Annotated in this window: 19 protein-coding genes; 10 read left to right on the forward strand and 9 right to left on the reverse strand. The window is 71.5% G+C overall.

The window, feature by feature from the left end; genetic code table 11:
* Window positions 1-679 precede the first annotated feature (679 nt).
* The 3 genes from HCK04_RS36485 to HCK04_RS36495 all read left to right on the forward strand — a co-directional run bounded on the left by HCK04_RS36485 (window position 680) and on the right by HCK04_RS36495 (window position 3,303).
* Window positions 680-2,002: an alkyl sulfatase dimerization domain-containing protein gene (locus HCK04_RS36485; RefSeq protein ID WP_142651906.1), complete on the forward strand. Its 1,323-nt coding sequence runs from the start codon at window positions 680-682 to the stop codon at window positions 2,000-2,002.
* An 81-nt stretch (window positions 2,003-2,083) separates the two neighbouring features.
* Entirely contained in the window at window positions 2,084-2,908 is an 825-nt protein-coding gene (locus tag HCK04_RS36490; protein WP_142651907.1) for a HipA family kinase, read from the forward strand.
* Window positions 2,905-3,303, forward strand: coding sequence for a DUF3037 domain-containing protein (locus tag HCK04_RS36495; RefSeq protein WP_142651908.1), 399 nt, complete (start codon window positions 2,905-2,907; stop codon window positions 3,301-3,303). The genes HCK04_RS36490 and HCK04_RS36495 overlap by 4 nt, the downstream gene beginning before the upstream one ends.
* Window positions 3,304-3,414: 111 nt before the next feature.
* On the opposite strand, the gene HCK04_RS36500 is transcribed toward HCK04_RS36495, so the two are convergent.
* From HCK04_RS36500 to ispG, 3 genes are all read right to left on the reverse strand, one after another.
* The gene (locus tag HCK04_RS36500; RefSeq protein WP_142651937.1) at window positions 3,415-4,257 is read right to left on the reverse strand and encodes a GNAT family N-acetyltransferase; all 843 of its coding nucleotides are present in this window, start codon (window positions 4,255-4,257) and stop codon (window positions 3,415-3,417) included.
* A 55-nt stretch (window positions 4,258-4,312) separates the two neighbouring features.
* A complete protein-coding gene (locus tag HCK04_RS36505; protein WP_142651909.1) occupies window positions 4,313-5,752 on the reverse strand; it encodes an alpha/beta hydrolase in 1,440 nt (479 codons plus the stop codon).
* Window positions 5,753-6,233: 481 nt separating this feature from the next.
* Entirely contained in the window at window positions 6,234-7,397 is a 1,164-nt protein-coding gene (ispG, locus tag HCK04_RS36510) for a flavodoxin-dependent (E)-4-hydroxy-3-methylbut-2-enyl-diphosphate synthase (RefSeq protein ID WP_142651910.1), read from the reverse strand.
* Window positions 7,398-7,731: 334 nt separating this feature from the next.
* Here ispG and HCK04_RS36515 point away from each other — a divergent pair, with 334 nt between their 5' ends.
* A complete protein-coding gene (locus HCK04_RS36515) occupies window positions 7,732-8,877 on the forward strand; it encodes a lytic polysaccharide monooxygenase (protein WP_221890022.1) in 1,146 nt (381 codons plus the stop codon).
* Window positions 8,878-8,929: 52 nt separating this feature from the next.
* Here HCK04_RS36515 and dxr read toward each other — a convergent pair whose 3' ends face one another.
* Entirely contained in the window at window positions 8,930-10,117 is a 1,188-nt protein-coding gene (gene dxr / locus HCK04_RS36520; RefSeq protein WP_142651911.1) for a 1-deoxy-D-xylulose-5-phosphate reductoisomerase, read from the reverse strand.
* 221 nt (window positions 10,118-10,338) lie between these two features.
* On the opposite strand from dxr, the gene HCK04_RS36525 reads away from it, so the two are divergent.
* Both HCK04_RS36525 and HCK04_RS36530 read left to right on the forward strand, forming a co-directional pair.
* Entirely contained in the window at window positions 10,339-11,487 is a 1,149-nt protein-coding gene (locus HCK04_RS36525) for a peptidase (RefSeq protein ID WP_168066552.1), read from the forward strand.
* 51 nt (window positions 11,488-11,538) lie between these two features.
* Window positions 11,539-12,633, forward strand: a complete 1,095-nt coding sequence (locus HCK04_RS36530) for a hypothetical protein (RefSeq protein WP_142651912.1) — start codon at window positions 11,539-11,541, stop codon at window positions 12,631-12,633.
* A 4-nt stretch (window positions 12,634-12,637) separates the two neighbouring features.
* Here the strand turns inward: HCK04_RS36530 and HCK04_RS36535 are convergent, their stop codons facing one another.
* Complete coding sequence (locus tag HCK04_RS36535; protein WP_168066555.1) at window positions 12,638-13,579, reverse strand: cytochrome d ubiquinol oxidase subunit II; 942 nt, start codon at window positions 13,577-13,579, stop codon at window positions 12,638-12,640.
* Window positions 13,580-13,604: 25 nt separating this feature from the next.
* Entirely contained in the window at window positions 13,605-14,816 is a 1,212-nt protein-coding gene (locus tag HCK04_RS36540) for a cytochrome ubiquinol oxidase subunit I (RefSeq protein ID WP_205831158.1), read from the reverse strand.
* A 276-nt stretch (window positions 14,817-15,092) separates the two neighbouring features.
* Here HCK04_RS36540 and HCK04_RS44485 point away from each other — a divergent pair, with 276 nt between their 5' ends.
* Both HCK04_RS44485 and HCK04_RS36550 read left to right on the forward strand, forming a co-directional pair.
* Window positions 15,093-16,259, forward strand: a complete 1,167-nt coding sequence (locus tag HCK04_RS44485) for a sensor histidine kinase (RefSeq protein ID WP_142651914.1) — start codon at window positions 15,093-15,095, stop codon at window positions 16,257-16,259.
* Window positions 16,256-16,924 (forward strand): response regulator transcription factor, encoded by a 669-nt coding sequence (locus HCK04_RS36550; protein ID WP_142651915.1) that lies wholly within the window; start codon window positions 16,256-16,258, stop codon window positions 16,922-16,924. The genes HCK04_RS44485 and HCK04_RS36550 overlap by 4 nt, the downstream gene beginning before the upstream one ends.
* Before the next feature lie 153 nt (window positions 16,925-17,077).
* Here HCK04_RS36550 and HCK04_RS36555 read toward each other — a convergent pair whose 3' ends face one another.
* On the reverse strand, window positions 17,078-18,043 hold the full coding sequence (locus HCK04_RS36555; RefSeq protein WP_142651916.1) for an aldo/keto reductase: 966 nt from the start codon (window positions 18,041-18,043) through the stop codon (window positions 17,078-17,080).
* A 94-nt stretch (window positions 18,044-18,137) separates the two neighbouring features.
* Between HCK04_RS36555 and HCK04_RS36560 the strand changes: the two genes are divergently transcribed.
* Window positions 18,138-18,704, forward strand: coding sequence for a TetR/AcrR family transcriptional regulator (locus tag HCK04_RS36560; RefSeq protein ID WP_142651917.1), 567 nt, complete (start codon window positions 18,138-18,140; stop codon window positions 18,702-18,704).
* A gap of 59 nt (window positions 18,705-18,763) precedes the next feature.
* Here HCK04_RS36560 and HCK04_RS36565 read toward each other — a convergent pair whose 3' ends face one another.
* Both HCK04_RS36565 and HCK04_RS36570 read right to left on the reverse strand, forming a co-directional pair.
* Window positions 18,764-19,891: an ATP-binding protein gene (locus tag HCK04_RS36565; protein WP_142651918.1), complete on the reverse strand. Its 1,128-nt coding sequence runs from the start codon at window positions 19,889-19,891 to the stop codon at window positions 18,764-18,766.
* Window positions 19,888-20,541 carry a response regulator transcription factor gene (locus HCK04_RS36570; RefSeq protein WP_142651919.1) on the reverse strand — a complete coding sequence of 218 codons (654 nt, stop codon included), beginning with the start codon at window positions 20,539-20,541 and terminating at the stop codon, window positions 19,888-19,890. Before HCK04_RS36570 ends, HCK04_RS36565 begins: the two co-directional genes overlap by 4 nt.
* A gap of 399 nt (window positions 20,542-20,940) precedes the next feature.
* Between HCK04_RS36570 and HCK04_RS36575 the strand changes: the two genes are divergently transcribed.
* Window positions 20,941-22,131: a S41 family peptidase gene (locus HCK04_RS36575; RefSeq protein ID WP_142651920.1), complete on the forward strand. Its 1,191-nt coding sequence runs from the start codon at window positions 20,941-20,943 to the stop codon at window positions 22,129-22,131.
* Window positions 22,132-22,188 lie beyond the last annotated feature (57 nt).

Here is a 22,188-nt window from a genome sequence, read left to right on the forward strand (position 1 = left end):
ACCACCCCACCAGCACAAACCCCCGCAGAAACCCCGGCACAACCAACCCGTAGGCACACGACCCAGACACCCGACGCGGACAGCCCCGACACGGAGGAACACGACAACGCCACACCACAGGACGAATCAAGAGGAACACTCATCCAACGCGACCTCGAGGCACCGCCCTTTTGACGCCCCCTCCTCGCCCCCGACACTGTTGGAGGGAGAAGCAGTGTCAAGACGCGGCCCGCATCCCGTTCGGCTGCTGAGCCACGCCGGGTGCCACACGCAGCACTGACCCGAATGACGCTGACTTCACGGTGATGAACTGCGCTGTGCCGAACTGTGCGCTGCGACGGAACTGCGCGGCGGTGAACTGCGCGGCGCTGACCCGCATAGGGCCAGCCTGCGCGGTGGTGGATCGCGCTGCGGTGACCCCCGTGACGCTGGCCCGCGCGACGGCGGCCGGCGCGGTGGCAGATCACGCGGCACTGACCCCCGTGACGCTGGCCCGCGCGGTGGTGAGCTGGGGGTGAACTGCGGGCGGTGAACTGCGGGCGGTGAACTGCGCGCGCCGGCCCCTACGGCGCGGGCCTACGCCGCCCACGCGGGGCGTACGGGGCGCGGTGCGAGACCGGCACGGACATTAGGGATCTCCCTACTGTGCACCGTCCGCCTAGAGGATCAGGCTCTTGACATGGAATCACCGATCCTTTCGTACGCCGACGAGGTCTGGCGTGGTTCGGTGCGCCCCGAGGACGTGCCCTACGCGGAGCTGCGCCGCGACGGAGTGCAGGAGATCGCCTACGGCGTGGCGATGTGGCCGGCGTGCGGCAACGTGTACGTGGTCCGTGGCGAGGACGGGCTGGGCCTCTTCGACACGGGCGACGCCCGCGAGGCCGAGCAGTCGTACCGTGCGATCAGGAAGTGGTCGTCCGAACCGCTCAAATATGCGATCTTTTCCCGCAGCCGGGCCGACCGGCTGGCGGGGATGGAGGAGTTCGACGCCGAGCCGGGCCCCCGCCCACTGGTGGTGGCGCAGGAAAGGCTGGCCCTCAGACTCGCCCAGCAGGGCAGGACCGCCGGATACAACGCGGTCGTCGACCTGCGCGAGCGCGGCTTCCCCCGGCTGGTCTGGCCGCCGCCGCAGCGGTTTCCCGACCTGACCTACCGCGACCGGCTGTCCCTGTCGCTGGGAGACGTCACGTTCCAGCTCACCCATGCCTGCGGCGACACCGACGACGCCACCTGGGCGTTCCTGCCCGAGCGGGGCGTGCTGATGACCGGCGACCTGTTCGCGTGGTCGGTCCCGGGGGCGGGCCACCCGCAGCGGATCCAGCGCTATCCGGACGACTGGGCGGTGGCGCTGCGGGCCATGGCCGCGCTCGACGCCGACCTGCTGCTCCCCGGGCGGGGGCTGCCGATCCGCGGCCCGGCCCGGGTGCGCCGGGCGCTCACCGACACGGCCGACTATCTCGACAGCCTGGTCGAGCAGACGCTCGATCTGATGAACGCCGGAGCACGCCTGGACGAGATCCTGCACTCGGTCAAGCCACCGCCCGCGCTGGCCGGGCGGCCCTACCTGCGTGAGCGCCACGACGAGCCCGAGTTCATCGTGCGCAACATCTGGCGGCTGCACGGCGGCTGGCATGACGGCAACCCCGCCAATCTCAAGCCCGCACCGGACGCAGTGTTCGCCCGGGCGGTCGCCGAGCTGTCGGCGGGGGCGGCGTCGGTCGCGGGCCGGGCCGTCGCCGCGGCGGCCGACGGTGATCTGCGCCTGGCCTGCCAGCTCGCCGAGCTCGCGGCGCAGGCCGAGCCGGAGAACCACAAGGTGCACGAGATCAGGGCCCTCGTCTATGCGATGCGGGTCCAGCAGGAGAGCGGCTCGATCGCGCGAGGCGTGTACGCCTGGGCCGCCGCCGAGTCGCGCAGCAAGATCACCGGCATGGATCTGCTCGACGTCTACCACGACATCGCCGAGGGACGGATGTGGTGGCTGCCGAGCAAGGCCAACTGAGCCGGCCGAGCGGAGCCGCCCAGGTGGCCGGCGGGCGCGAGGAGGGGAGCGCCCGCCGGCCCTGCCGGTAACCTTCCTTCCGTGCTCGAACAGATCACGGCGACCCGGTATGTCGCGCCCCTGCGCGAGGGCGGGTCGCTGCCCGGAGTCGTCGAAGCCGACGACCTCGGCACGTACGTCGTGAAGTTCCGCGGTGCGGGACAGGGCAGGCGGGTGCTCGTGGCCGAGATCGTCTGCGCCGAACTCGCCAGGCGGCTCGGCTTCGCCACGCCGGAGCTCAAGGTCATCGACCTCGATCCGCAACTCGGCGTCCGCGAACCCGACGAGGAGATCCAGGACCTGCTCACGGCGAGCGCCGGGCACAACCTCGCGATCGACTTCCTGCCCGGTGCGCTCGGTTTCGACCCGCTCGCCTGGGAGCCCGACGCCGAGTTCGCCTCCCGGGTGCTGTGGTTCGACGCGTTCGTCCACAATGTTGACCGGAGCTGGCGCAACCCGAACCTGCTCGTCTGGCACGGCGGGGTGTGGCTGATCGACCACGGCGCCGCCCTGTGGTTCCACCACAACTGGCCGACGGCCGACCCGCGCCGCCGGTTCGACGGCCGCGACCACGTGCTCGCGCCGTTCGCGACGAAACTGGAGCAGGCCGACGCCGACTTGGCCGGGCTCGTCACCCGGCCGCTGCTCGACGAGGTGACCGCGCTGGTCCCGGACGAGTGGCTGGAGGACGAGCCGGGCTTCCCGGACGCCGACGCCGTACGGCAGGCCTATGTCGAGCATCTGCTCGCCCGGGCCGCCGGCCCCCGCGACTGGCTCCCCGACCCCGCCGCTCCCGCTCCGCGCAGGGGCGGGCCGAGCGCGACGATCGGCGGCTTCTGGCGTGCGGCGCGAGAGGGCGGCCGATGAGCGACGTCTACGAGTACGCGGTGATCCGCGTGGTGCCCAGCGTGGAGCGGGGCGAACTGGTCAACGCCGGGGTCATCCTCTACTGCCAGCCGCGCGGCTACCTGTGCGCACGGGTGGAGCTGGACGAGACCCGGTTGCTGGCGCTGGGCGTGCCGGTGGACCTGCCCGGCGTACGGCTGGCCCTGGCCGCCTACGAGCGGGCGTGCGGCGAGGAGGCGGGCCCCCTGTGCGGGGAGCCGCTGGGCGCCCGGTTCCGCTGGCTCACCGCACCGCGCAGCACGGTCGTGCAGACCGGGCCGGTGCATGCCGGGCTGACCGGCGACCCGGCGGCCGAGCTGGACCACCTGCTGACCCGGCTGGTGCGCCCCGTGCAGGCCGGCCTCGGCACTGGTTAGTGCGCCGCCCGCCGACGTTCACCGGGTTCGGGAAGCGGAGCGAAAGGGAGCGAGGACCACAGCGAAAGCCCGGCGGAGCGGGCTTCGCGACGACCGGGGTCCCAGGACCGGCTAGAACAGCACGGACATGAACGTGTCGACCTCCTGGAAGCCCACCTTGCGGTAGACGGCCCTGGCCGGGAGGTTGAAGTCGTTCACATAGAGGGTGACGACCGGGGCGAAATATTTCAGCGCCTGCTCGACCACGGCGGCCATGCCCGCCGCGGCGTGACCGCGTCCGCGTAGATCGGGGTGGACCCACACGCCCTGGATCTGGCACGCCTGCGGTGTGACCGCGCCGATCTCGGCCTTGAAGACCACCTGGCCGTCGTCGATCCGCGCGTACGACCGGCCGATGCGGATGAGCTCGGCGACCCGCGACCGGTAGAGCGCTCCACCGTCGCCGTTGTCCGGGGAGACGCCCACCTCTTCGGTGAACATCGCCACGCAGGCGGGCAGCAGGATGCCGAACTCCTCGGGACGGACCCTCCGTACGAGCGGGTCCGGGTCGACTGCGGGCGCGGAGGTCGTGGCCATGACCGGCTGGGCCCACCGGATCGCCCGGGCACCGCCCCAGTGCGGCTCCAGCCGCTCCCAGAGCTGTTCCACGGCGCCGGCCGGGCCGACGATGGACGAGCAGCGGCGGCCCTGCTTGCGCGCCCGGTCGGCGAACGCGTGGATGGCCTCGCGGGTGGCGTTCACGGGCACCAGGTTGGCGCCCGCGTAACACAGGGACACCAGCCCTCCGCGGGGGCCGTAGCCCCACATCTGACCGCCGAGCCGTGAAGGGCTGAGGCCGACGGCCCTGACCCGGGCCGCTACGAACACATTGGCGACCGGATCGGTGTCGAGGAGTGCCAGCACCTCGTCACGATCGTTGTCGTCGAGCACGCGCGACGCCGATGTTCGCAGCATCACGGGCCCAGCCTACGCGAACGGTTAGCGTTTGGGAGGTATCGGCCGGGCCGGGCTACCGCCGTTTGGCGGAGGTGTGGGACGCCGTTCCCTGCCCACCCTCCGTGACCTTCATCAGCGTGGCCCGCGGCTCCGGTTCGCCCGGGCAGGTCGCGTCGGCACCCCGCGTGCCCCTGCGCTGCGGCGACAGCACCGCGTCGCGCAGATAGGCCGACAGTTGCCGGTCGACGCACGCGTTCCCGGCGAGCGACACACCATGGTTGCCGCCGTGCGAGACGAGCAGGCGCGAGGTCGGGAACAGGCTGCGCATGCGCAGCGCCCCCGCGTACGGCGTGGCGGCGTCGCGCTCGGCCTGGATCAGCAGGACGGGCGGTAGGTGCGACGTGCCCACCTTGACGGGGGTGCCGCCCTTCTCCGGCCAGAAGGCGCACGGTGCGTTGTAGACGGCGTTGGGCCAGGCCATGAACGGCGCCTCGGCGTGCTCCTTGCGGGTGTCGGCCCGCCAGCGGTCCCACGACCGGGGCCAGGCCGCGTCGCGGCACTCCACGCCCAGGTAGACCGCGTAGGAGTTCTCCTCCTCCTCATCGATCTCGGCCACCGTACGGAACAGTTTCACCAGGACCGAGGAGTCGCCGTTGCGGACGTACGCCGAGAAGGCGGAGCCCAGGTAGGGCCAGAGGCGGTCGCTGTAGGCGCCGTTGGAGAAGACGTCGTCCAGTTCGCTCGGGCCCACGACCCCGCCCGCGGGCCTGTCGCGCAGGCGGGAGCGCATGGAGTACCACGCGAAGGACACCGTCGCCTGGGTCGTGCCCAGCTTGTAGACGTCGTTGTGCTCGGCCACCCAGGCGAGGAAGTCGCGGTGCCGCCGGTCGAAGCTGCGGTCCTGGGCGATGTTGGCCTGATACCAGACGCCGGCGGGGTCCACCACGCTGTCGAGCACGAGGCGGCGCACCCGCTGCGGGAACAGCGTGGCGTAGACCGCCCCCAGGTAGGTGCCGTACGAGTAGCCGAGGTAGCTGATCTTCTCCTCGCCGAGTGCCGCGCGCACCGTGTCCATGTCGCGGGCGGAGTTCTCGGTGGTCAGGTAGGGCAGGAACCAGGCCCAGCGGTTGCCGCACCCCTCGGCGTACTGCTTGGCCCGGCCGACCAGCACCCGCTCCTCGGCGTCGTTCTTCGGGACGTTGTCGGGGCGGGGCGGCGCGTAGAAGCGGGCCGGGTCCACGCACGACATGGCGGGCTGGCTGGGCGCCACCCCGCGCGGGGCGAACCCGACGATGTCGAACCGGGCCGCGACCTCCTTGGGCAGCTTGGCCGCGACATACCTGGCCAGGCTGAGCCCCTCGCCGCCCGGTCCGCCGGGGTTGACCAGCAGCGTGCCGAGGTGGTTGCCGTCACGTGAGACGGTGCCCCTGATGCGGTTGAGCGACAGGGTGATCTGCTGGCCGTACGGCTCGCGGTAGTCGAGCGGGACACGCAGCTCCGCGCACTCCTGCACCGGCTCCCGCCGACCGGCCCGGCGAGCCGGCGCGGCCGACGCGAAAGGCTCGGCCGGCCCGCTCGACGCAAAAGGCCCGCTCGACGCAAAAGGCCCGCTCGACGCAAAAGGCCCGCTCGATGCGAAACGCCCGGTCGATGCGAAAGGCTCGATGGACCCGATCGGCCGGGCCGAGCCGAGGCCGAGCAGGCCGCCGGAGGACGATTTCTTCTCCGGCGGGCACTGCTTCCACTCGAGCGGACGCTTCGGCGGCCCCCAGTGCCCCGGCCGGTCCGTCCCGGCTGCCACACCTTCCGGCCCGACCAGCCCGGCGACCAGCACCGCCACGCCCGCGACCACACCAACGACCCGCTTCACCGGCATTGCTCCTCTGCTTCCGAACAGCAGAGGACAGCTTCGCGATGTGATCGACCGAGTACGGTCCGTACTACCCGTTCATTGCCATTGTGTAGTCAGAGCATTGCGAACTGTAATGCCAGGGTCAGCTGACGACGACCTCCGGACCGGCGTCCTCGTCGTCGAGGTCCACGTCGACGCCCATCTCCTCGGCCAGGCGCAGGGCCTCCTCGATGAGGGTCTCGACGATCTGCGACTCGGGGACGGTCTTGATGACCTCGCCCTTCACGAAGATCTGGCCCTTGCCGTTGCCGGAGGCGACGCCGAGGTCGGCCTCCCTGGCCTCGCCGGGCCCGTTGACCACGCAGCCCATCACAGCCACGCGCAGCGGCACCTTGAGCCCGGTCAGCCCGGCCTGCACCTGCTCGGCGAGGGTGTAGACGTCCACCTGGGCACGGCCGCAGGACGGGCACGAGACGATCTCCAGGCCGCGCTCGCGCAGGCCCAGCGACTCGAGGATCTGCGTGCCGACCTTGACCTCCTCGACCGGAGGCGCCGACAGCGACACTCGGATGGTGTCGCCGATCCCCTCGGCCAGCAGCGCACCGAACGCCACGGCCGACTTGATCGTGCCCTGGAAGGCCGGCCCCGCCTCGGTCACGCCGAGGTGCAGCGGGTAGTCGCAGCGCTGGGCGAGCAGCCGGTAGGCCTGGACCATGACGACCGGGTCGTTGTGCTTGACCGAGATCTTGATGTCGCGGAAGCCGTGCTCCTCGAACAGGGAGCACTCCCACAGCGCCGACTCGACCAGGGCCTCGGGCGTGGCCTTGCCGTACTTCTGCAGCAGGCGCGGGTCGAGCGAGCCGGCGTTGACGCCGATCCTGATCGGCACACCGGCGTCGGAGGCCGCGCGGGCGATCTCTCCGACCTTGTCATCGAACTTCTTGATGTTCCCGGGGTTCACCCGGACGGCGGCGCATCCGGCGTCGATCGCCGCGAAGACGTATTTGGGCTGAAAATGGATGTCGGCGATGACGGGGATCTTGGACTTCTTCGCGATGGCCGGCAGCGCGTCGGCGTCGTCCTGCGAGGGGACCGCGACGCGGACGATCTGGCAGCCGGCGGCGGTGAGCTCGGCGATCTGCTGCAGGGTGGAGTTGACGTCGGCGGTCAGGGTGGTGGTCATGGACTGCACCGAGACCGGCGCGTCCCCGCCGACGGGGACCGAGCCGACCATGATCTGACGTGACACCCGCCGCTTGGCGATCGGCTGGGTCCGTACGGCGGGAATCCCGAGATCAACAGACATTTCTGCACCTTGTTGTGATAGGCGACGCCCGGTGGGGGCCCTCCCAGTCTAAGGAGTGCCGCGACGCCGGGCGGGCCGAAAGCTTTTCACGATGAATGAAGGTTTCATGACCCGCGGCTGAAGGAAGAGCCGCCACCTGCGAGGACGGGCGCGGCGGCCATCGCGCGGGTGGGCAGGGGGCGGAGGCCGACCTAGAGTCCGAATCGCGTGAGCGCTCTCGCACCACCTGGTTGGTAAGTCAACGGCTGTCCCCCCGGGCCGACGTGCTCGCGCCGTCGGCGGTGCCGTGCTGCACCACGAGTGCGGCAGCCATGACCACGCGAAAGGGTAGCCCGTGGGTAGACCACGAAGAAAACTGTCGACAGCGACGATCGCACTGATCGTCGCCGCGCTGTCCGCCCTCGTCTCCGCCGTCGTTCTCGCCTCCCCGGCGTCCGCGCACGGCGCTCCGATGATGCCCGGCAGCCGCACCTACCTGTGCTGGAAGGACGGCACGACCTCAAGCGGAGCCATCCAGCCGAAGAACCCCGCCTGCGCGGCCGCGGTGGCCAAGAGCGGCACCAACGCGCTGTACAACTGGTTCGCCGTGCTGCGTTCGGACGGCGCGGGCCGGATGTCCGGCTTCATCCCGGACGGGCAGCTGTGCAGCGGCGGCGCGGTCGTCTACGACTTCAGCGGTTTCGACCTCGCCCGCGACGACTGGCCGGTCACCCACCTGACCTCCGGGGCGACCATCCAGTTCAAGTACAACAAGTGGGCCGCGCACCCGGGCACGTTCCGGTCGTACATCACGAAGGACTCCTGGAGCCCGACCCGCGCACTGGCCTGGAGCGACCTGGAGTCGACGCCGTTCGACAGCGTCACCGACCCGCCGAGCGTCGGCTCGGTGGGCACCGAGGACGGCCACTACTACTGGAACGCCCGCCTGCCCTCGGGTAAGAGCGGCCGCCACATCATCTACACCGTGTGGCAGCGCTCGGACAGCAACGAGACGTTCTACAGCTGCTCCGACGTCGTCTTCGACGGCGGCAACGGCGAGGTGACCGGCGTCGGCGAGACGGGCAACCCGCCCGTCAGCCCGTCCCCCAGCCCGCGCGTCTCCCCGTCGCCCGGCACCACGCCGGACACGTCGCCGAGCCCGCGGGTCAGCCCCACGGTGAGCCCGACCCCCGGTGGCAACGGCGGAGCCTGCTCGGCCACCTACAAGGTCGTCAGCTCGTGGGGCAGCGGATACCAGGGTGAGGTCACGGTGACGGCCGGCTCCTCGTCCATCGGCAGCTGGGCGGTGAGATGGACCCAGCCGAGCGGCGCCACGATCACGCAGGTCTGGAACGGCACGCTCAGCCAGTCCGGCAGCGAGATCACTGTGAAGAACGTCAGCTACAACGGCAGCGTGAGCGCCGGCGCCTCGACCACGTTCGGCTTCCTGGCCAACGGATCGGGCAGCGGCACCCCGACGCTGACCTGTTCGACGACCTGACCCGACCGGCCTCGGCGCGGCCCGCCTGACCCGGATCGCGCCGAGGATCGGCTCAGGCCGTGAGCTCGGCCGCCCGCGCTCTCGCCCACGCGTCCGCCGCGAGGACCTCCTCGACGGACGCCGCCGGGCCGGGGGTGTGGGCGGCCACCACGCGTTCCACCGTGTCCACGATGCCGAGGAACGGCAGAGCGCCCTTCAGGAACGCCTCCACGCATACCTCGTTCGCCGCGTTGTAGACCGCCGGCGCCGTGCCGCCCAGGGCTCCGACGTGACGGGCCAGCCCGACCGACGGGAACGCCTCGTCGTCGAGCGGCTCGAAGGTCCAGGTGTGGGCCGTGGTCCAGTCGACCGCACGCGCCGCGCCGGGCACCCGCTCGGGGTAGGCCAGCGCGAGCGAGATCGGCAGCCGCATGTCGGGCGGGCTCGCCTGCGCGACCGTCGAGCCGTCGGTGAACTCCACCATCGAGTGGATCATCGACTGCGGGTGGACCACCACCTCGATCCGGTCGAACCCGATGTCGAACAGCAGATGGGCCTCGATCACCTCCAGGCCCTTGTTCACGAGCGTCGCCGAGTTCACCGTGATGACCGGCCCCATGCTCCAGGTCGGGTGGTTGAGCGCCATCTCAGGGGTCACGTCCGTCAGCTCGGAGCGCTTCCTGCCCCGGAAGGGGCCGCCGCTCGCCGTCACGACCAGCCGCCGTACGGCCACCGGGTCGGCCCCGCCCGGACCGGCCGCCCACAGGCACTGGGCGAGCGCGGAGTGCTCGGAGTCCACGGGGATTATCTGCTCCGGCCCGGCCAAGCGCTTGACCAGCGGGCCGCCCACGATCAGCGACTCCTTGTTGGCCAGCGCGAGCACCCGGCCCGCCTCCAGCGCGGCGAGCGTGGAGGTCAGCCCCAGGGCTCCGGTGATGCCGTTGAGCACGATGTCGCAGGGCGACGCCGCGATCTCCGCCACCCCTCCGGGACCCGCCAGCACCCGCGCCCGCGCGCCCGCCGCCGCCAGGGCCTCGCGCAGCGCCGGTACGGCCGAGGGGTCGGCGACCGCCACCGCCTCGACCTCGAAGTCGGCCGCCTGCTTCGCCAGGAGGTCGACCCGGCCGCCGCCCGCGGCGAGCGCGGTCACGCGGAACCGTCCGGGGGCGTTGGCGACGACGTCGAGAGCCTGGGTGCCGATGGAGCCGGTCGAACCCAGCACGACGACAGACCGGGGCTGCGGCAGGGATTGGGAGCTCATTCCCTCATTGTCTCCGAGACGGTCCGCGGGCCCGCAACGGCACGCGGCCGTACGCGGAGGGTCCGCCGAGGGGGCGGGTGCCGCGTCCAAAGATGCTGGGGAGAAACAAGCACATATATGCCCGAATCTGCCCATAACCGTATCGGCAGATCGTGAGAAATCCAGTTGAAGGCGTCGCTACTTTCCCGCGTCAGGACATCCCGACACGGAGGTAGCCGAGCATGCACCCCAGGGCACGACGTCTCGCCGTTCTCGCGGTCCCCGCCCTCGCCGCGGCGGGGGCGATGCTCCCCGCCGCACACGGCGCCGCGGCGACCGGGACAGGAACCGTCACGCGGTCGGCCGCGGCCCCACGGCCCGCCGTGCACGAGGCGGCCGACACGGCGAAGGAACAGACCACGGTCAAGAAGTTCTGGACCGTCGCGCGCATGAAGGCCGCGAAGCCGCTGGACGCCCCCGGCACCGGCGACCGGCACTTCGCGGCGGCCGGCTCCGCGACCGGCTCCGCGACCGGCTCCGTGACCGGCTCCGCGGGCGGCTCGACGGCGGCCACGGCGCGGTCCATGACCGTCTCCCCCACGCAGATCTCCGCCACGCAGACCTCCGCCACGCAGACCTCCGCCACCCTGACCGCGGCCACGACGTCCGCCGCGGCCCAGCCCTCGTCGCGTACCTCCGGGTCGTCCTGGACGGCGGGCGGGACGGTGGCGAAGACGACGGGCAGGGTGTTCTTCACGGTCACGGCCGGATCGGACGCCGGGCGCAACGCCTCCTGCTCGGGCACCGCCGTCACCAGCGCCAACAAGAGCGTGGTCATCACCGCGGGGCACTGCGTGAAGCTGAACGGCGCCTTCCACGCCAACTGGGTGTTCGTCCCCGGATACGACCAGGGCAACCGGCCCAACGGCACCTGGCCGGCGACCACCCTGCTCACCACCCCGCAGTGGAACTCCGGCGAGAACATGAACTTCGACATCGCGGCCGCCGTCGTCGCGCCGCAGGGCGGCAAGAACCTCACCGACGTCGTCGGCGGCCAGGGCGTCGCGTTCAACCAGCCGCGCGGGCAGCAGACGTACGCGTTCGGCTACCCGGCGGGCGCGCCGTACGACGAGTCCAGGCTGGTCTACTGCGGCGGGCGCACGTTCGACGACTACCTCAGCTCGCAGGACCAGGGGCTGAGCTGCGGCATGACCGGCGGCGCGAGCGGCGGCCCGTGGTTCGTGCGGTTCGACACGCGCACCGGCAGCGGCCTGCTCAACTCGGTGAACAGCTTCAAGTACAACTTCGCGTCCTACTGGATGTTCGGGCCCTACTTCGGCCCGGAGGCCGAGGCGGTCTACAACACGGCCCAGAAGACGGCCCTCACCTGATTCACGGAAAGTAGCGGCAAGAAGACGCCGGGTGGTCCACACTCGGGAGCCATGACTCCGAGCCTCCCCTTGCTTGTCGTCACCGCCCTCGTCACCGGACTCCTGAGCGCCCCCGGCCGGGACATCTCCCCTGTGGGAGACGTCGTGGAGCACGTGGCCGGGCATGTTTCCGAGACCTACTGGACGCCGCAAAGGATGGCGGGCGCGGTCCCGATCGGGCTGCTGGGGGGTCTGCAGAAGATCGCCGCCGCCCGGCCCGCCGCCTCCTCGGTGCTGAAGCCGGCCGCTCCCCCGGCGTCCGTGCTGCCGCCCGTCGCCCGGGCCGCCCTGCTACCGGCCGCCGGCGTGGTCCTCGCCTCCGAGCAGGCGGCGCGTACCTCCACCGGAACGGCCAGGACGGGCACGACCAGCAGGACCGGCAGGACGGCCAGGGCCCGGCAGGCGGCGGCGATGCCCCCGGCGACGACGAGCGGCACACGCTGGGCGGCGGGCGGCTCCGTGACGAGGACCACCGGCAGGGTCTTCCTCACGCTGAACGGCGTGGACTTCTCCTGCTCGGCCAGCGCCGTGCGCAGCGCGAACAGGGACCTCGTCGTCACCGCCGGGCACTGCGTCAAGGACGGCGCAGGAGACTGGGCGGAGAACTGGACCTTCGTCCCCGGATACGACGGCGGGCGGCAGCCGTACGGCTCCTTCCCCGCACGGCGGATGTTCGTCGCCGGGCCCTGGTCGCGGTCGGGCAACGACGACTACGACGTGGGCATGGTCGCCGTGGACGACCTCGGCGGGCAGCACCTGACCGACCTGGTGGGCGGGCAGCCCATCGCCTTCGACCCGCCCCGGGGCCGCCGGACCTACGGATTCGGCTTCCCCGCGGATCCGCCGTACGACGGCGAGCGGCTGCTCTACTGCGCGGGCGTCCCCCACGGCGACCCACAGAGGCAGACCCGCGACCAGGGCCTGCGCTGCGACCTCACGGCGGGGGCCAGCGGCGGGCCCTGGCTCAGCGGCTTCGACCCCGCCTCCGGCCGGGGCACGCTGACGTCCGTCAGCAGCTTCAAATACAGCAACGACCACCGCACGATGTACGGCCCCTACTTCGGCTCCGCCGTACGCGACCTGTTCCGCACCGCCGAGCGGGCATGACGGGCTAGAAGAAGACAGGGGTACGCGCGTCGATCCGGCGGAGGAAGGCCCACCAGGTCCACGCCTGGACCGCAGTCACGAGCGGAATCACGACCACGAGGAACGCGGCCAGCGCGTCCAGAGCGGGCCCGGCGGCGAGTGAACGCGCGGCGGCCGGTTCCAGGCGGAGGCCGACGGGCACCGCCGGGACGGCCGCCGCGAGCGCGGTCAGGGCCGGCGCGATGCGGGGCCGGGCCGCGACGATCCTGACCGAGGCGACCAGGGCGACCACGGCCGTCGCCTCGGCGGCGACCGCCCCGGTCCCCTGCGAGGGCGATCCGGTGAGGAGACCGGCGCCCAGCAACACGGCGTACGACGCGGCGGCGGCAGGGGCCAGGCGGCGGACCACCCGCAGCGGACCCCCGATCAGGTCCGCGGGCAGGCGCACGACGAGAAACGCGGCACCGTGGACGAGAAAGACGACGGTCACGGTCAGCGCCCACAGCAGCGGATGCCAGCCGAAGGGCATCCGGACCGGCTCCGACCCCGGCGGCGTGGTCACCACGTTGCCTACAAGGAGTCCGAACGCCGCCGCGAAGGCCGTGCTCGCCCCGGTGAGCACGCGGTCCCACCCCCGCCGCCAGCCCGGCCTCTCCAGCCGGCTCCGGAACCAGACGGCGGCGTCCCTGATCATCCAGATCACCAGCACGGCCGCGATGAGGGGGTAGTGGGTGCGGAACAGCGCTCCCTCTAGACGGGGCAGTACGGCCAGGAACGTCGCCACCGTGACCACCAGCCACACCTCGTTTCCGAGGAAGAACGGGCCGAACGCGGTGACCGTGGCGCGCCGCGCCCGCTCCCCGGATCCGCCGGCGCGCAGCAGCATGCCGGCACCGATGACCGTGCCGTCCAGCATCAGGTAGACGCCGAACAGCGCACCGAGCAGGCAGAACCAGAACGTGTTCACATGTGCTCCCGGATGCTCGACGATGTCAGATCACGGCGGTGCCGACCGGCCCGGCCGGTTCGGCCTGGCCGAGGGGCGTGCCGAACGCGCCGTCCTCCGGTCCCCGCCGGGCGAAGCGGGCGATCAGCAGGCAGCCGGTGACCGCGAGCACCAGCATCACTCCGGCCGTCACCAGGAAGGTCGTGAGAACGACGTTCGCCGACATGGGCGTCACCGCCTGCTCGGTGGTGAGCAGGCCGTAGACGGTCCAGGGCTGGCGGCCCACCTCGCGCACCAGCCAACCGGCCACGACCAGCCCGAACGGAACCGGGATCGCCGCGACCAGGACGCGTAGAGGCACGCGAAGCCGGATGATCCAGTCGCGGAAAAGCAACACCGCCAGAGCCACGGACAGGAGCACCAGCCCGAATCCGGTCCGCAGCATGACCTGATAGGCGACGCCGATCCATTCCGGCGGCGCGTAGTCACCGGGACGGATCGCCTCCAGCACCGCGAGCTTCATCGGCTGGATGTCCTCGATGACGACGAGTTGCAGCATCCCCCAATGAACGGTGGCGAGCGTCCCGACGGGCAGGACCGCGACGGCCATCCGCAGCGAACGCCGGAAGAACGCCGCCTCGCCGGTGCGCCTGAGCAAGTGCCAGGCGCTCACGCCTGCCACGAACATCGAGCCGACGATCAGCGAGGCGAACACCACGTGCAGGAAGGCGTCCCCCAAGGCGGGGTTGCCCAGCAGCTCTCCGAACCCGGCGAGCGGGCGGCCGTCCGCGTCCCGCGTCCCGACCGGGTGCTGAAGAAACGCGTTGGCGGCGAGAATCCACAGCGCCGACGCGTAGGCGGAGATCCCCACCAGCCAGATGAGGACCAGGTGGGTTTTCCTGCCGAGCACGCCCCAGCCGAAAACCCAGGCGCCGAGAAGCGTCGACTCCACGAAGAAGGCGGTCAGGGTCTCCAATGCCAGAGCGCCGCCGAACGCGTCGCCGAAACCCTTCGTCAGGGTGCCCCAGTTCAGCGCGAATTGAAGTTCGACGACGATGCCGCCGATGACGCCCACTCCGTAGTTGACGACGTACAGCCGGCCCCAGAACTTCGCCATACGCTCGAACGACGCGTTGCCCGTGACGACGTACGCGGTCTCCATGGCGATCACGAAAACGACGAGGCCGAGCGACAGCGCGACGAAAAGGAAGTGGATCGACGCGGTGGTCGCGAACTGCAGGCGGGCGATCGTCGCCACATCCATCATCCCTCCGGCACGGTCACCTAGTCGGCGCCGTCACACAGTCGGCACAGCTTGCGCGGCTTGCGCGGTTTGCGCGGCTTGCGCGGTTTGCGCGGGGAAGCCTCCTGGTGACGAGGCTGCCGCAGGCCCGGATGCCCGTCATCGCGCCGTGGGCGCCCGGCGCGTACGACCCGGGGAAGGATTTCGCACCCCCGCGATGTCCGGCAGTCGTACGGCGGATAATCCCGCGGGATGATCCGCACGCGCCTGCGACGTCGTACGGTCGATTGAGTGGGTCGCGAGAGCTTGCGCCGGATGCCCAGGGCGTTCGTCGTCGACTGTGCCTTGTCCTTCGCCGTCGCCGTCTCCACCGTCCTCACCAGCGTCACAGCCGGAGGCCGGGCGGAGCAGGGCCCGCCCGACTGGGTCGGCCACCTGCTGCTGGTGGTGGCCGCCGCGTTCCTCGTGGCGCGACGCCGATATCCGCCGCTGGTGATGGTCCTCACCATGCTGGTGTCGCTTGTCTATTTCGGCCTCGGATTCGGAACCGGCGCCTTCACCATCGCACCCGCCCTGGCCGTCTACACCGCGATCACCGCCAAGCACAGGATCGCCGGATTCGCGGGTGCCGCCGTCTACCTCGTCATCGTGCTGCTGGCCGACAGCTCTCGCGGACCGCAGGACGTCTCCGAGGGCCACGTCTGGCTGGTCATCTGGATTTTGGTGATCGTCGTGGCGGGCGAGGTGTCGCGCAGCAGGGCCGAACACCTGCGGATGATCGCGGAGCAGGCGGCACGGGCCGAGCTCACCCGCGAGATGGAGGCACAACGGCGGGCCGATCAGGAGCGCCTGCGCATCGCGCGCGAACTGCACGACGTGCTGGCGCACAACATCTCGGTGATCAGCATCCAGGCGGGCGTCGCCGAGCATCTCCTGCGCAGGGATCCCGACAAGGCCCACGCCGCGGTGACGACGATCAAGCGAGTGACCAAGGACGTGCTGGTCGAACTCCGCTCGATCCTCGACGTGCTCCGCCGTGTCGACGAAGCCGGCGAGATCTTCCCTCCGTCCGGCATCGAGGACATCGAGCGGCTGGCGGGCATGGCGGCCGCGGGCGGCATCACGGTCGACCTCGACGTACGGGGCCAGGCGAGCCGCGTGCCCGCGGACGTCGGCCTGGCCGCCTACCGCGTTGTTCAGGAGTCGCTGACCAACGTGATCAGGCACTCCGGTGCGGCACACGCGAGTGTCGTCGTCCACGTGAACGAGGCCGACGTACTGGTTCGCGTGCGGGATGACGGGCGGGGCGCCTCGGGGGACGATGTCCGGGCCGGCAACGGAATAGCGGGGATGACGGAGAGGGTGAGAGCGATGTCCGGCACGATCACGGCCGCGCCCGCGGACGGGCGCGGCTTCGTGGTGGAGGCGTGGTTGCCGCTGCGACGGCCCGAGCCATGATCCGCGTCCTGCTGGCCGACGACCAGCCGCTCGTGCGCATGGGACTGCGTACGCTGCTCGACTCCGAAGACGACATCGAGGTGGTGGGTGAGGCGAGCCGGGGCGACCAGGCGGTCGGGATGACCGTGGCGCTCCGGCCGCACGTCGTCCTCATGGACGTCCGCATGCCGGGAGTCGACGGCATCGAGGCCACCCGCAGGATCGCGAGAGACCCGCGCCTCGACCATGTCCGTGTCGTCATCCTCACCACGTTCGAGAACGACGAGTACATCTTCAGGGGGCTGCGTGCGGGAGCCGTCGGGTTCCTGGTCAAGGACATAGAGCCGACCGGCCTGCTGGAGGCGGTGCGAGTGGTCGCCGCGGGCGACGCCCTGCTGTCCCCCACCGTGACCCGGCGGCTGATCGAGGAGTACGTCGACCGCAGCGGCGACCCTGTGCACTTCCCGGAGCTGCGGCACCTCACCGAGCGGGAGCGTGAGGTGCTCGTGCTGGTCGCGCGTGGACTGTCCAACAACGAAGTGGCCGACGCCCTCCGGTGCAGCCCCGCGACCGCCAAGACGCACGTCAGCAGGATCATGACGAAGCTCGCCGCCAGAGACCGGGTCAGGCTCGTCGTCATCGCGTACGAGTCGGGCCTGGTCCGGCCGGGGTGGAACGTCGGCTGAGGGGTCTAGAACGGCGACAGCGGCTCGGCGTTGTCCTCGTCCACGATGTCGGCGGCGGACACGACGGAGGCGTCGCGAAGCTTCCGCAGCTCGATCTGCGGCAGCCGCTTGTCCCGCCGGGTCTCGTCCGCCCGGCACCGCCGTTCGCGTCCCTCAGCGGGAGATCTCGTCGAGATGGGCGGCGACGTCGGGCGGCAGGACGAGGTCGAGCCCGGCGAGGTTGGCGCGCAGCTGGTCGAACGTACGCGGGCCGACGATGACCGAGGTCACCTCCGGCCTGCTCCGCACCCAGGCCAGCGCCACGGCCGCCGGGGCGACGCCGAGCTTTGCGGCGGCGTCGGCGACGTGCGCGGCGATCGCGAGGTTGCGCTCGGTCAGAAAGCCCTCGGCCCAGGTGCGGGCCGCGGGGATGGGCGACGCCATGAGCCGCCCCAGCCGGGTGTCGGCTCCGGGGGTCTCGCCGCTGCGGTAGCGCCCGCTGAGCACGCCGCCGCCGAGGGGCGACCAGACGAGCGTGCCGAGCCCATACCGCTGGGAGACGGGCAGGATCTCCGCCTCGATCCCCCTGGCAACCAGCGAATACTCCGGCTGGAGGCTGACGAACGGCGTCCCGCCCACGCGCTGCGCGGCCCACTGGGCCTCCACGATCTGGGCCGCGGTGAAGTTCGAGCAGCCGATGTATCGCACCTTGCCCGACCGCACGAATCCGTCCAGAGTCGCCATGGTCTCCTCGATCGGAGTCGAGTCGTCCCAATGGTGGCATTGGTAGAGATCGATGTGGTCGGTCCCGAGCCGGCGCAGGCTGTTCTCCAGCGCCCTGGTGAGGTGGGCCCGGGACAGCCCGTGGTCGTTGGGACCGGGCCCCTGCGGCAGGAACGCCTTGGTGGCGAGCACCACCTCGTCCCGCCTGCCCCGCACGGCCCGCCCGACGATCCGCTCCGACTCTCCGCCGGTGTAGGCGTCGGCGGTGTCGATGACGTTCCCGCCCGCCTCCAGGAACGCGTCCACGATGCGGGTGGCCTCCGTCTCGTCGCAGCCTCCGGGGGCGCCGAAGTTCATCGTGCCGAGGCCGGCTGTGGAAACCCGAAGTCCCGAACGGCCGAGCGTCGCGTACTCCATCACGTATCCTCCCGTAGTATCAGGAACACCTGTTCCGGTTGATTCGGGACGATACGGAACATGCGTTCCGGATGTCAAACGTGCGAGGAGGACGATGACCGGCGAAGCAAGGCCCCGGCGTGCGGACGCGCAGCGCAACCGGGAGCGCATCCTGGAGGCGGCCGAAGCCGTGCTGGCCCGCGAAGGGACGTCCGCGTCCGTGCGCGCGGTCGCCGGGGAGGCAGGGGTGGGGCTCGGAACGATCTACCGGCACTTCCCCACCCAGGAGGCGCTCTACCAGGCGGTGATCGTGGACCGTACGCGACGGCTCCTCGCTGAGGCGGACAGGCCGTCGCCGGATCCGGGCACGGCCTTCTTCATGTTCCTCGAGCGGATCGTGGCACACGCGGCCCGGACGAAGACCGCCGCCGACCTGCTCGCCGAGTCCGGGGCCGATCCCAAGGCCGGGACGGCCGACGTCAGCCGCGACATGCGACAGGCGATCGGGCGGCTGCTCACGGCCGCGCAGCAGGCGGACGCGGTGCGGCCCGACCTCCGGACGCCCGAACTGCTGGCCCTGCTGTGCGGGGTGTGCCTGGCGGCCGAACGCGACGAGTGGAGCGACGAACTGCGTCGTCGCGCCCTCGCCGTCTTCTTCGACGGCCTGCGCCCCCGTCCCTGACCACGCCCCATGTCCCGGGGCGACAGGTCCTGGGGCGGCCTCTCATGAGGCGGCCGCTGTCATACGGCGCCCGCCGGGAACGTCACGGCGACGTCGAGGCCGCCACCGGGATTCGGGCGCGCCGCGACGGCGGCCCCGTGCGCCGCCGCGATGGACGCGACGATCGACAGCCCGAGCCCCGCGCCCTGCCCTCGCGTCGTGTGCAGGCGGCGGAAAGGCGCGAAGAGGTCGCCGAAGCGTTCGGCAGGCACCTCGGGGCCGGTGTTGCGGACCCTCAGCACACCCCCGGCGAGCGTCACCTCGACGGAGCCGCCGGGGTGGTTGTAGCGCACGGCGTTGTCGACGAGGTTGGTGACGAGCCGGTTCAGCAGCACCGGGTCGCCGTGGACGAGGAACGGCTCGACGCGCGCCGTCACCGTCACCTCGCCCATGTCCGTCATCGCGCCCATGTCCGTCACCGCGCCCGTGTCCGTCTCGGCCAGGACGAGCCGTACGACCTCGTGGAAGGCCACCGGATCCCGCCTCTGCAGGCCGTGCTCGGCCTGGGAGAGGACCAGCAGGGCGTCGATGAGGCCCTCGATGCGGTGGTTGTGGACCAGGAGCGTGTCGCGGATCTCCCCGACATCCTCGGGGAGGCCGACCTCGATCGCCGTCCGCTGCACGGCCAGCGGGGTCCGCAGTTCGTGGGACGCGTTGGCGATGAACCGCCGCTGCCCCTCGACCGAGCGCTCCAGCCGGTCGAGCATGGCGTCGAAGGTGTCCGCCAGCTCCTTCAGCTCGTCACGCGGCCCGGTGAGGGCGATCCGCTCGTGCAGGGTGGACAGGGACAGCCGCTGCGCCGTGGCGGTGATCCGGTGGAGCGGCCGCAGGATCCGTCCCGCGATCAGCCAGCCCACGACCACCGACACAAGGGTCAGGACCCCGATCGCCAGCGCGCTCACGTCCCACTGATAGTGGATCAGGTCCCTGGCCAGCTCGGACAGGGGCGGGAGCGGCTCCACCCCGGCTTCGATGTCCGGGGCCGGCGGCGCCACCGGCGCCTCGCCCGGCGGCGGCGCCACGAGGCGTTCGATCCGCGCGTGCAGCGCCTGGCGCAGGAGCGTGTTGACGATGACCAGCAGCACGACGGAGGTGAGCAGGAAGAGCCCCGAGTAGATGAGCGTCAGCCTTACCCGGACCGTCGTCACAGCAGATATCCGGCGCCGGGAACGGTCTGGATGCACGGCGGTTCACCCAGTTTGGCCCGCAGGCGGCTGACCACGACCCGCACCACGGTCGTGAAGGGGTCGGCGTTCTCGTCCCAGGCCTCCTCCAGGAGCCGCTCGGCGCTCACCACCGCGCCCTCCGCCCGCATGAGCACCTCCAGGACGGCGAACTCCTTGAGCGACAGGTGCAGGTGCCTGCCGTCCCTGGACGCCTGGAGCCGATGCGTGTCGAGCACGATCCCGTGCCGGGTCAGCACCGGGGGCACCTGGTCGCGGCTGCGCCGTCCCAGCGCCCGCACGCGCGCGACCAGTTCGGTGAAGTCGAAGGGCTTGGGCAGGTAGTCGTCGGCCCCCATGCCGAGCCCGGCGACCCGCTCCGGCACCGACGACGCCGCCGTCATCATGAGGATCCGCGTACGGCTCCCGCGCGCGACCAGCTCGCGGCACACGAGGTCGCCGTGCAGCCCGGGCAGGTCGCGGTCGAGCACGAGGACGTCGTAGTCGCTGACCGCGAGCCGCTCGGCCGCGGCCGTCCCGTCGTACACGACGTCGACCGCCATGGCCTGGCGGCGCAGGCCCATCGCGACGAGGTCGGCCAGATCACGCTCGTCTTCGGCCACGAGAATCCGCATGCGAGCTTCGTATCCGAAGCGGGGTAACAGCGGCGTTAACGGTGTCGTTCACGGCCGTGCAACCCGTCGGTGGCCACGCTGACCGGCATGATCAGAACTCTTCCCGCCGCCGTCCTGCTGACGGCCGCCGCCTTGTCCACCGCTCCCCCGGCCCCCGCCGCGCAGGCCGGACCAGTGCAGGCCGGAACAGCGCGAGCCGGAACAGTGCGAGCCGAAACAGCGCAGGCCGAAACAGCGCAGGCCGGAACAGCGCGAGCCGGAACAGTGCGAGCCGAAACAGCGCAGGCCGAAACAGCGCAGGCCGAAACAGCGCAGGCCGCTGTCACGCGGGCCACTGCCAGTGGCGGCGCGTGTGCCCGGATAACCTCGCCGCCATCCGAGTCCGCGCCGCCGACGTCGGTGAACACGCTCCGGCAGGCGTACGAGTGCGTGCTGGACAACTACTACGGCGGGCCCGCGCTGGACCCGAGAGTCCTGTTGCGGGACGCCCTCTCCGCCTACACCCGGGAGCTGATGCGGCGCGGGGCCGACAAGCCCGGCCTCCGCCTGCCCGCGCTGACGGGGAACCGCGAGTCCGACTGGGCCGCGTTCGCCGGGATGATCGGCGCCGGCGACCCGGACGCGCTGCACGCGGCGATCACCGGCATGGTCGCGGGGCTGCACGACGACCACGCCGGGGTGGAGAAGATCACTCCCCCGCCGGAGGGCGGGCCGGTGGGGACGGGCATCGCCGGTCTGTCGGCCGCGCAGGGCCCGCGGCTCGACCCGGCCGCCCGGCCTCCCCTGTTCATCACCCGCGTCCTGCCCGGGAGCCCGGCGGACAAGGCCGGCATCCGGCCCGGCGACATCATCGAGAAGGCCGACGGCGTCCCGGCGTTCATCGGGAACACGGTGAACCAGAGCCTCGCCGACGTGTTCGCCTCCCACACCGTACGGCTCACGCTGAGGCGGCCCACGACGGGACGCGTGCGGACCGTGACCCTCACCGAGGGTCCCCTCCAGGAGCAGGAGCGGGCGGTGACGTCGAAGAAGCTCCCCGGCGGCGTCACCTACGTCGCGGTGCCCGGCTTCTTCCAGGGCGTGGCCGACCAGGTCATCGCCGCACTGAAGGGCACGTCCAAGGCGGCGGTCATCGACCTGCGCGGCAACGGCGGCGGGTCGCCGCGCGAGGTGACCCGGCTGCTCGGCGCGTTCGCGCACGGCAAGGTCACGAGCTACTTCTGCCCGTTCACCGGTGACTGCACGGCCAACCGCACCGACGACACCGTGCCGCTGCTCGGGCTGCGCCTGGTCGTGCTCACCGACCGCGCGTGCGCCTCGGCCTGTGAGGACTTCAGCGCGGCCGTGAAGGACAACGGCCTGGGCACTCTCGTCGGGACCCGCACCGCGGGGGCCGTCTCCGGGCCGGCCGAGGCGTATCTCCTCGACGACAACAGCGTGCTGCTGCTGCCCAGGGTCCGCCACCTCGGCCCGGCCCGGGAGATCATCGACACCGTCGGCGTCCCCGTCGACCATTACGCCCCCATGACGGCACTCGACCTGGCCAAGGGCCGCGACCCCGGCCTCGCCAAGGCGCTGAGCCTCCTCTAGACGGGGCTCCTACGAACGAGGGGTCCGGGGGACGGCGGTCCCCCGGACCCCTCGGAC

The organism is Microbispora sp. CL1-1 (assembly GCF_012034195.1).
GTDB lineage: Bacteria > Actinomycetota > Actinomycetes > Streptosporangiales > Streptosporangiaceae > Microbispora.

Bases quoted from the DNA above. Each gene is read 5' to 3' on its own strand.
- HCK04_RS36485 (WP_142651906.1), top strand. From the start codon at position 680: ATGGAATCACCGATCCTTTCGTACGCCGACGAGGTCTGGCGTGGTTCG.
- HCK04_RS36495 (WP_142651908.1), top strand. From the start codon at position 2,905: ATGAGCGACGTCTACGAGTACGCGGTGATCCGCGTGGTGCCCAGCGTG.
- HCK04_RS36500 (WP_142651937.1), bottom strand. From the start codon at position 4,257: ATGCTGCGAACATCGGCGTCGCGCGTGCTCGACGACAACGATCGTGAC.
- ispG (WP_142651910.1), bottom strand. From the start codon at position 7,397: ATGTCTGTTGATCTCGGGATTCCCGCCGTACGGACCCAGCCGATCGCC.
- dxr (WP_142651911.1), bottom strand. From the start codon at position 10,117: ATGAGCTCCCAATCCCTGCCGCAGCCCCGGTCTGTCGTCGTGCTGGGT.
- HCK04_RS36525 (WP_168066552.1), top strand. From the start codon at position 10,339: ATGCACCCCAGGGCACGACGTCTCGCCGTTCTCGCGGTCCCCGCCCTC.
- HCK04_RS36530 (WP_142651912.1), top strand. From the start codon at position 11,539: ATGACTCCGAGCCTCCCCTTGCTTGTCGTCACCGCCCTCGTCACCGGA.
- HCK04_RS36550 (WP_142651915.1), top strand. From the start codon at position 16,256: ATGATCCGCGTCCTGCTGGCCGACGACCAGCCGCTCGTGCGCATGGGA.
- HCK04_RS36555 (WP_142651916.1), bottom strand. From the start codon at position 18,043: ATGGAGTACGCGACGCTCGGCCGTTCGGGACTTCGGGTTTCCACAGCC.
- HCK04_RS36560 (WP_142651917.1), top strand. From the start codon at position 18,138: ATGACCGGCGAAGCAAGGCCCCGGCGTGCGGACGCGCAGCGCAACCGG.
- HCK04_RS36570 (WP_142651919.1), bottom strand. From the start codon at position 20,541: ATGCGGATTCTCGTGGCCGAAGACGAGCGTGATCTGGCCGACCTCGTC.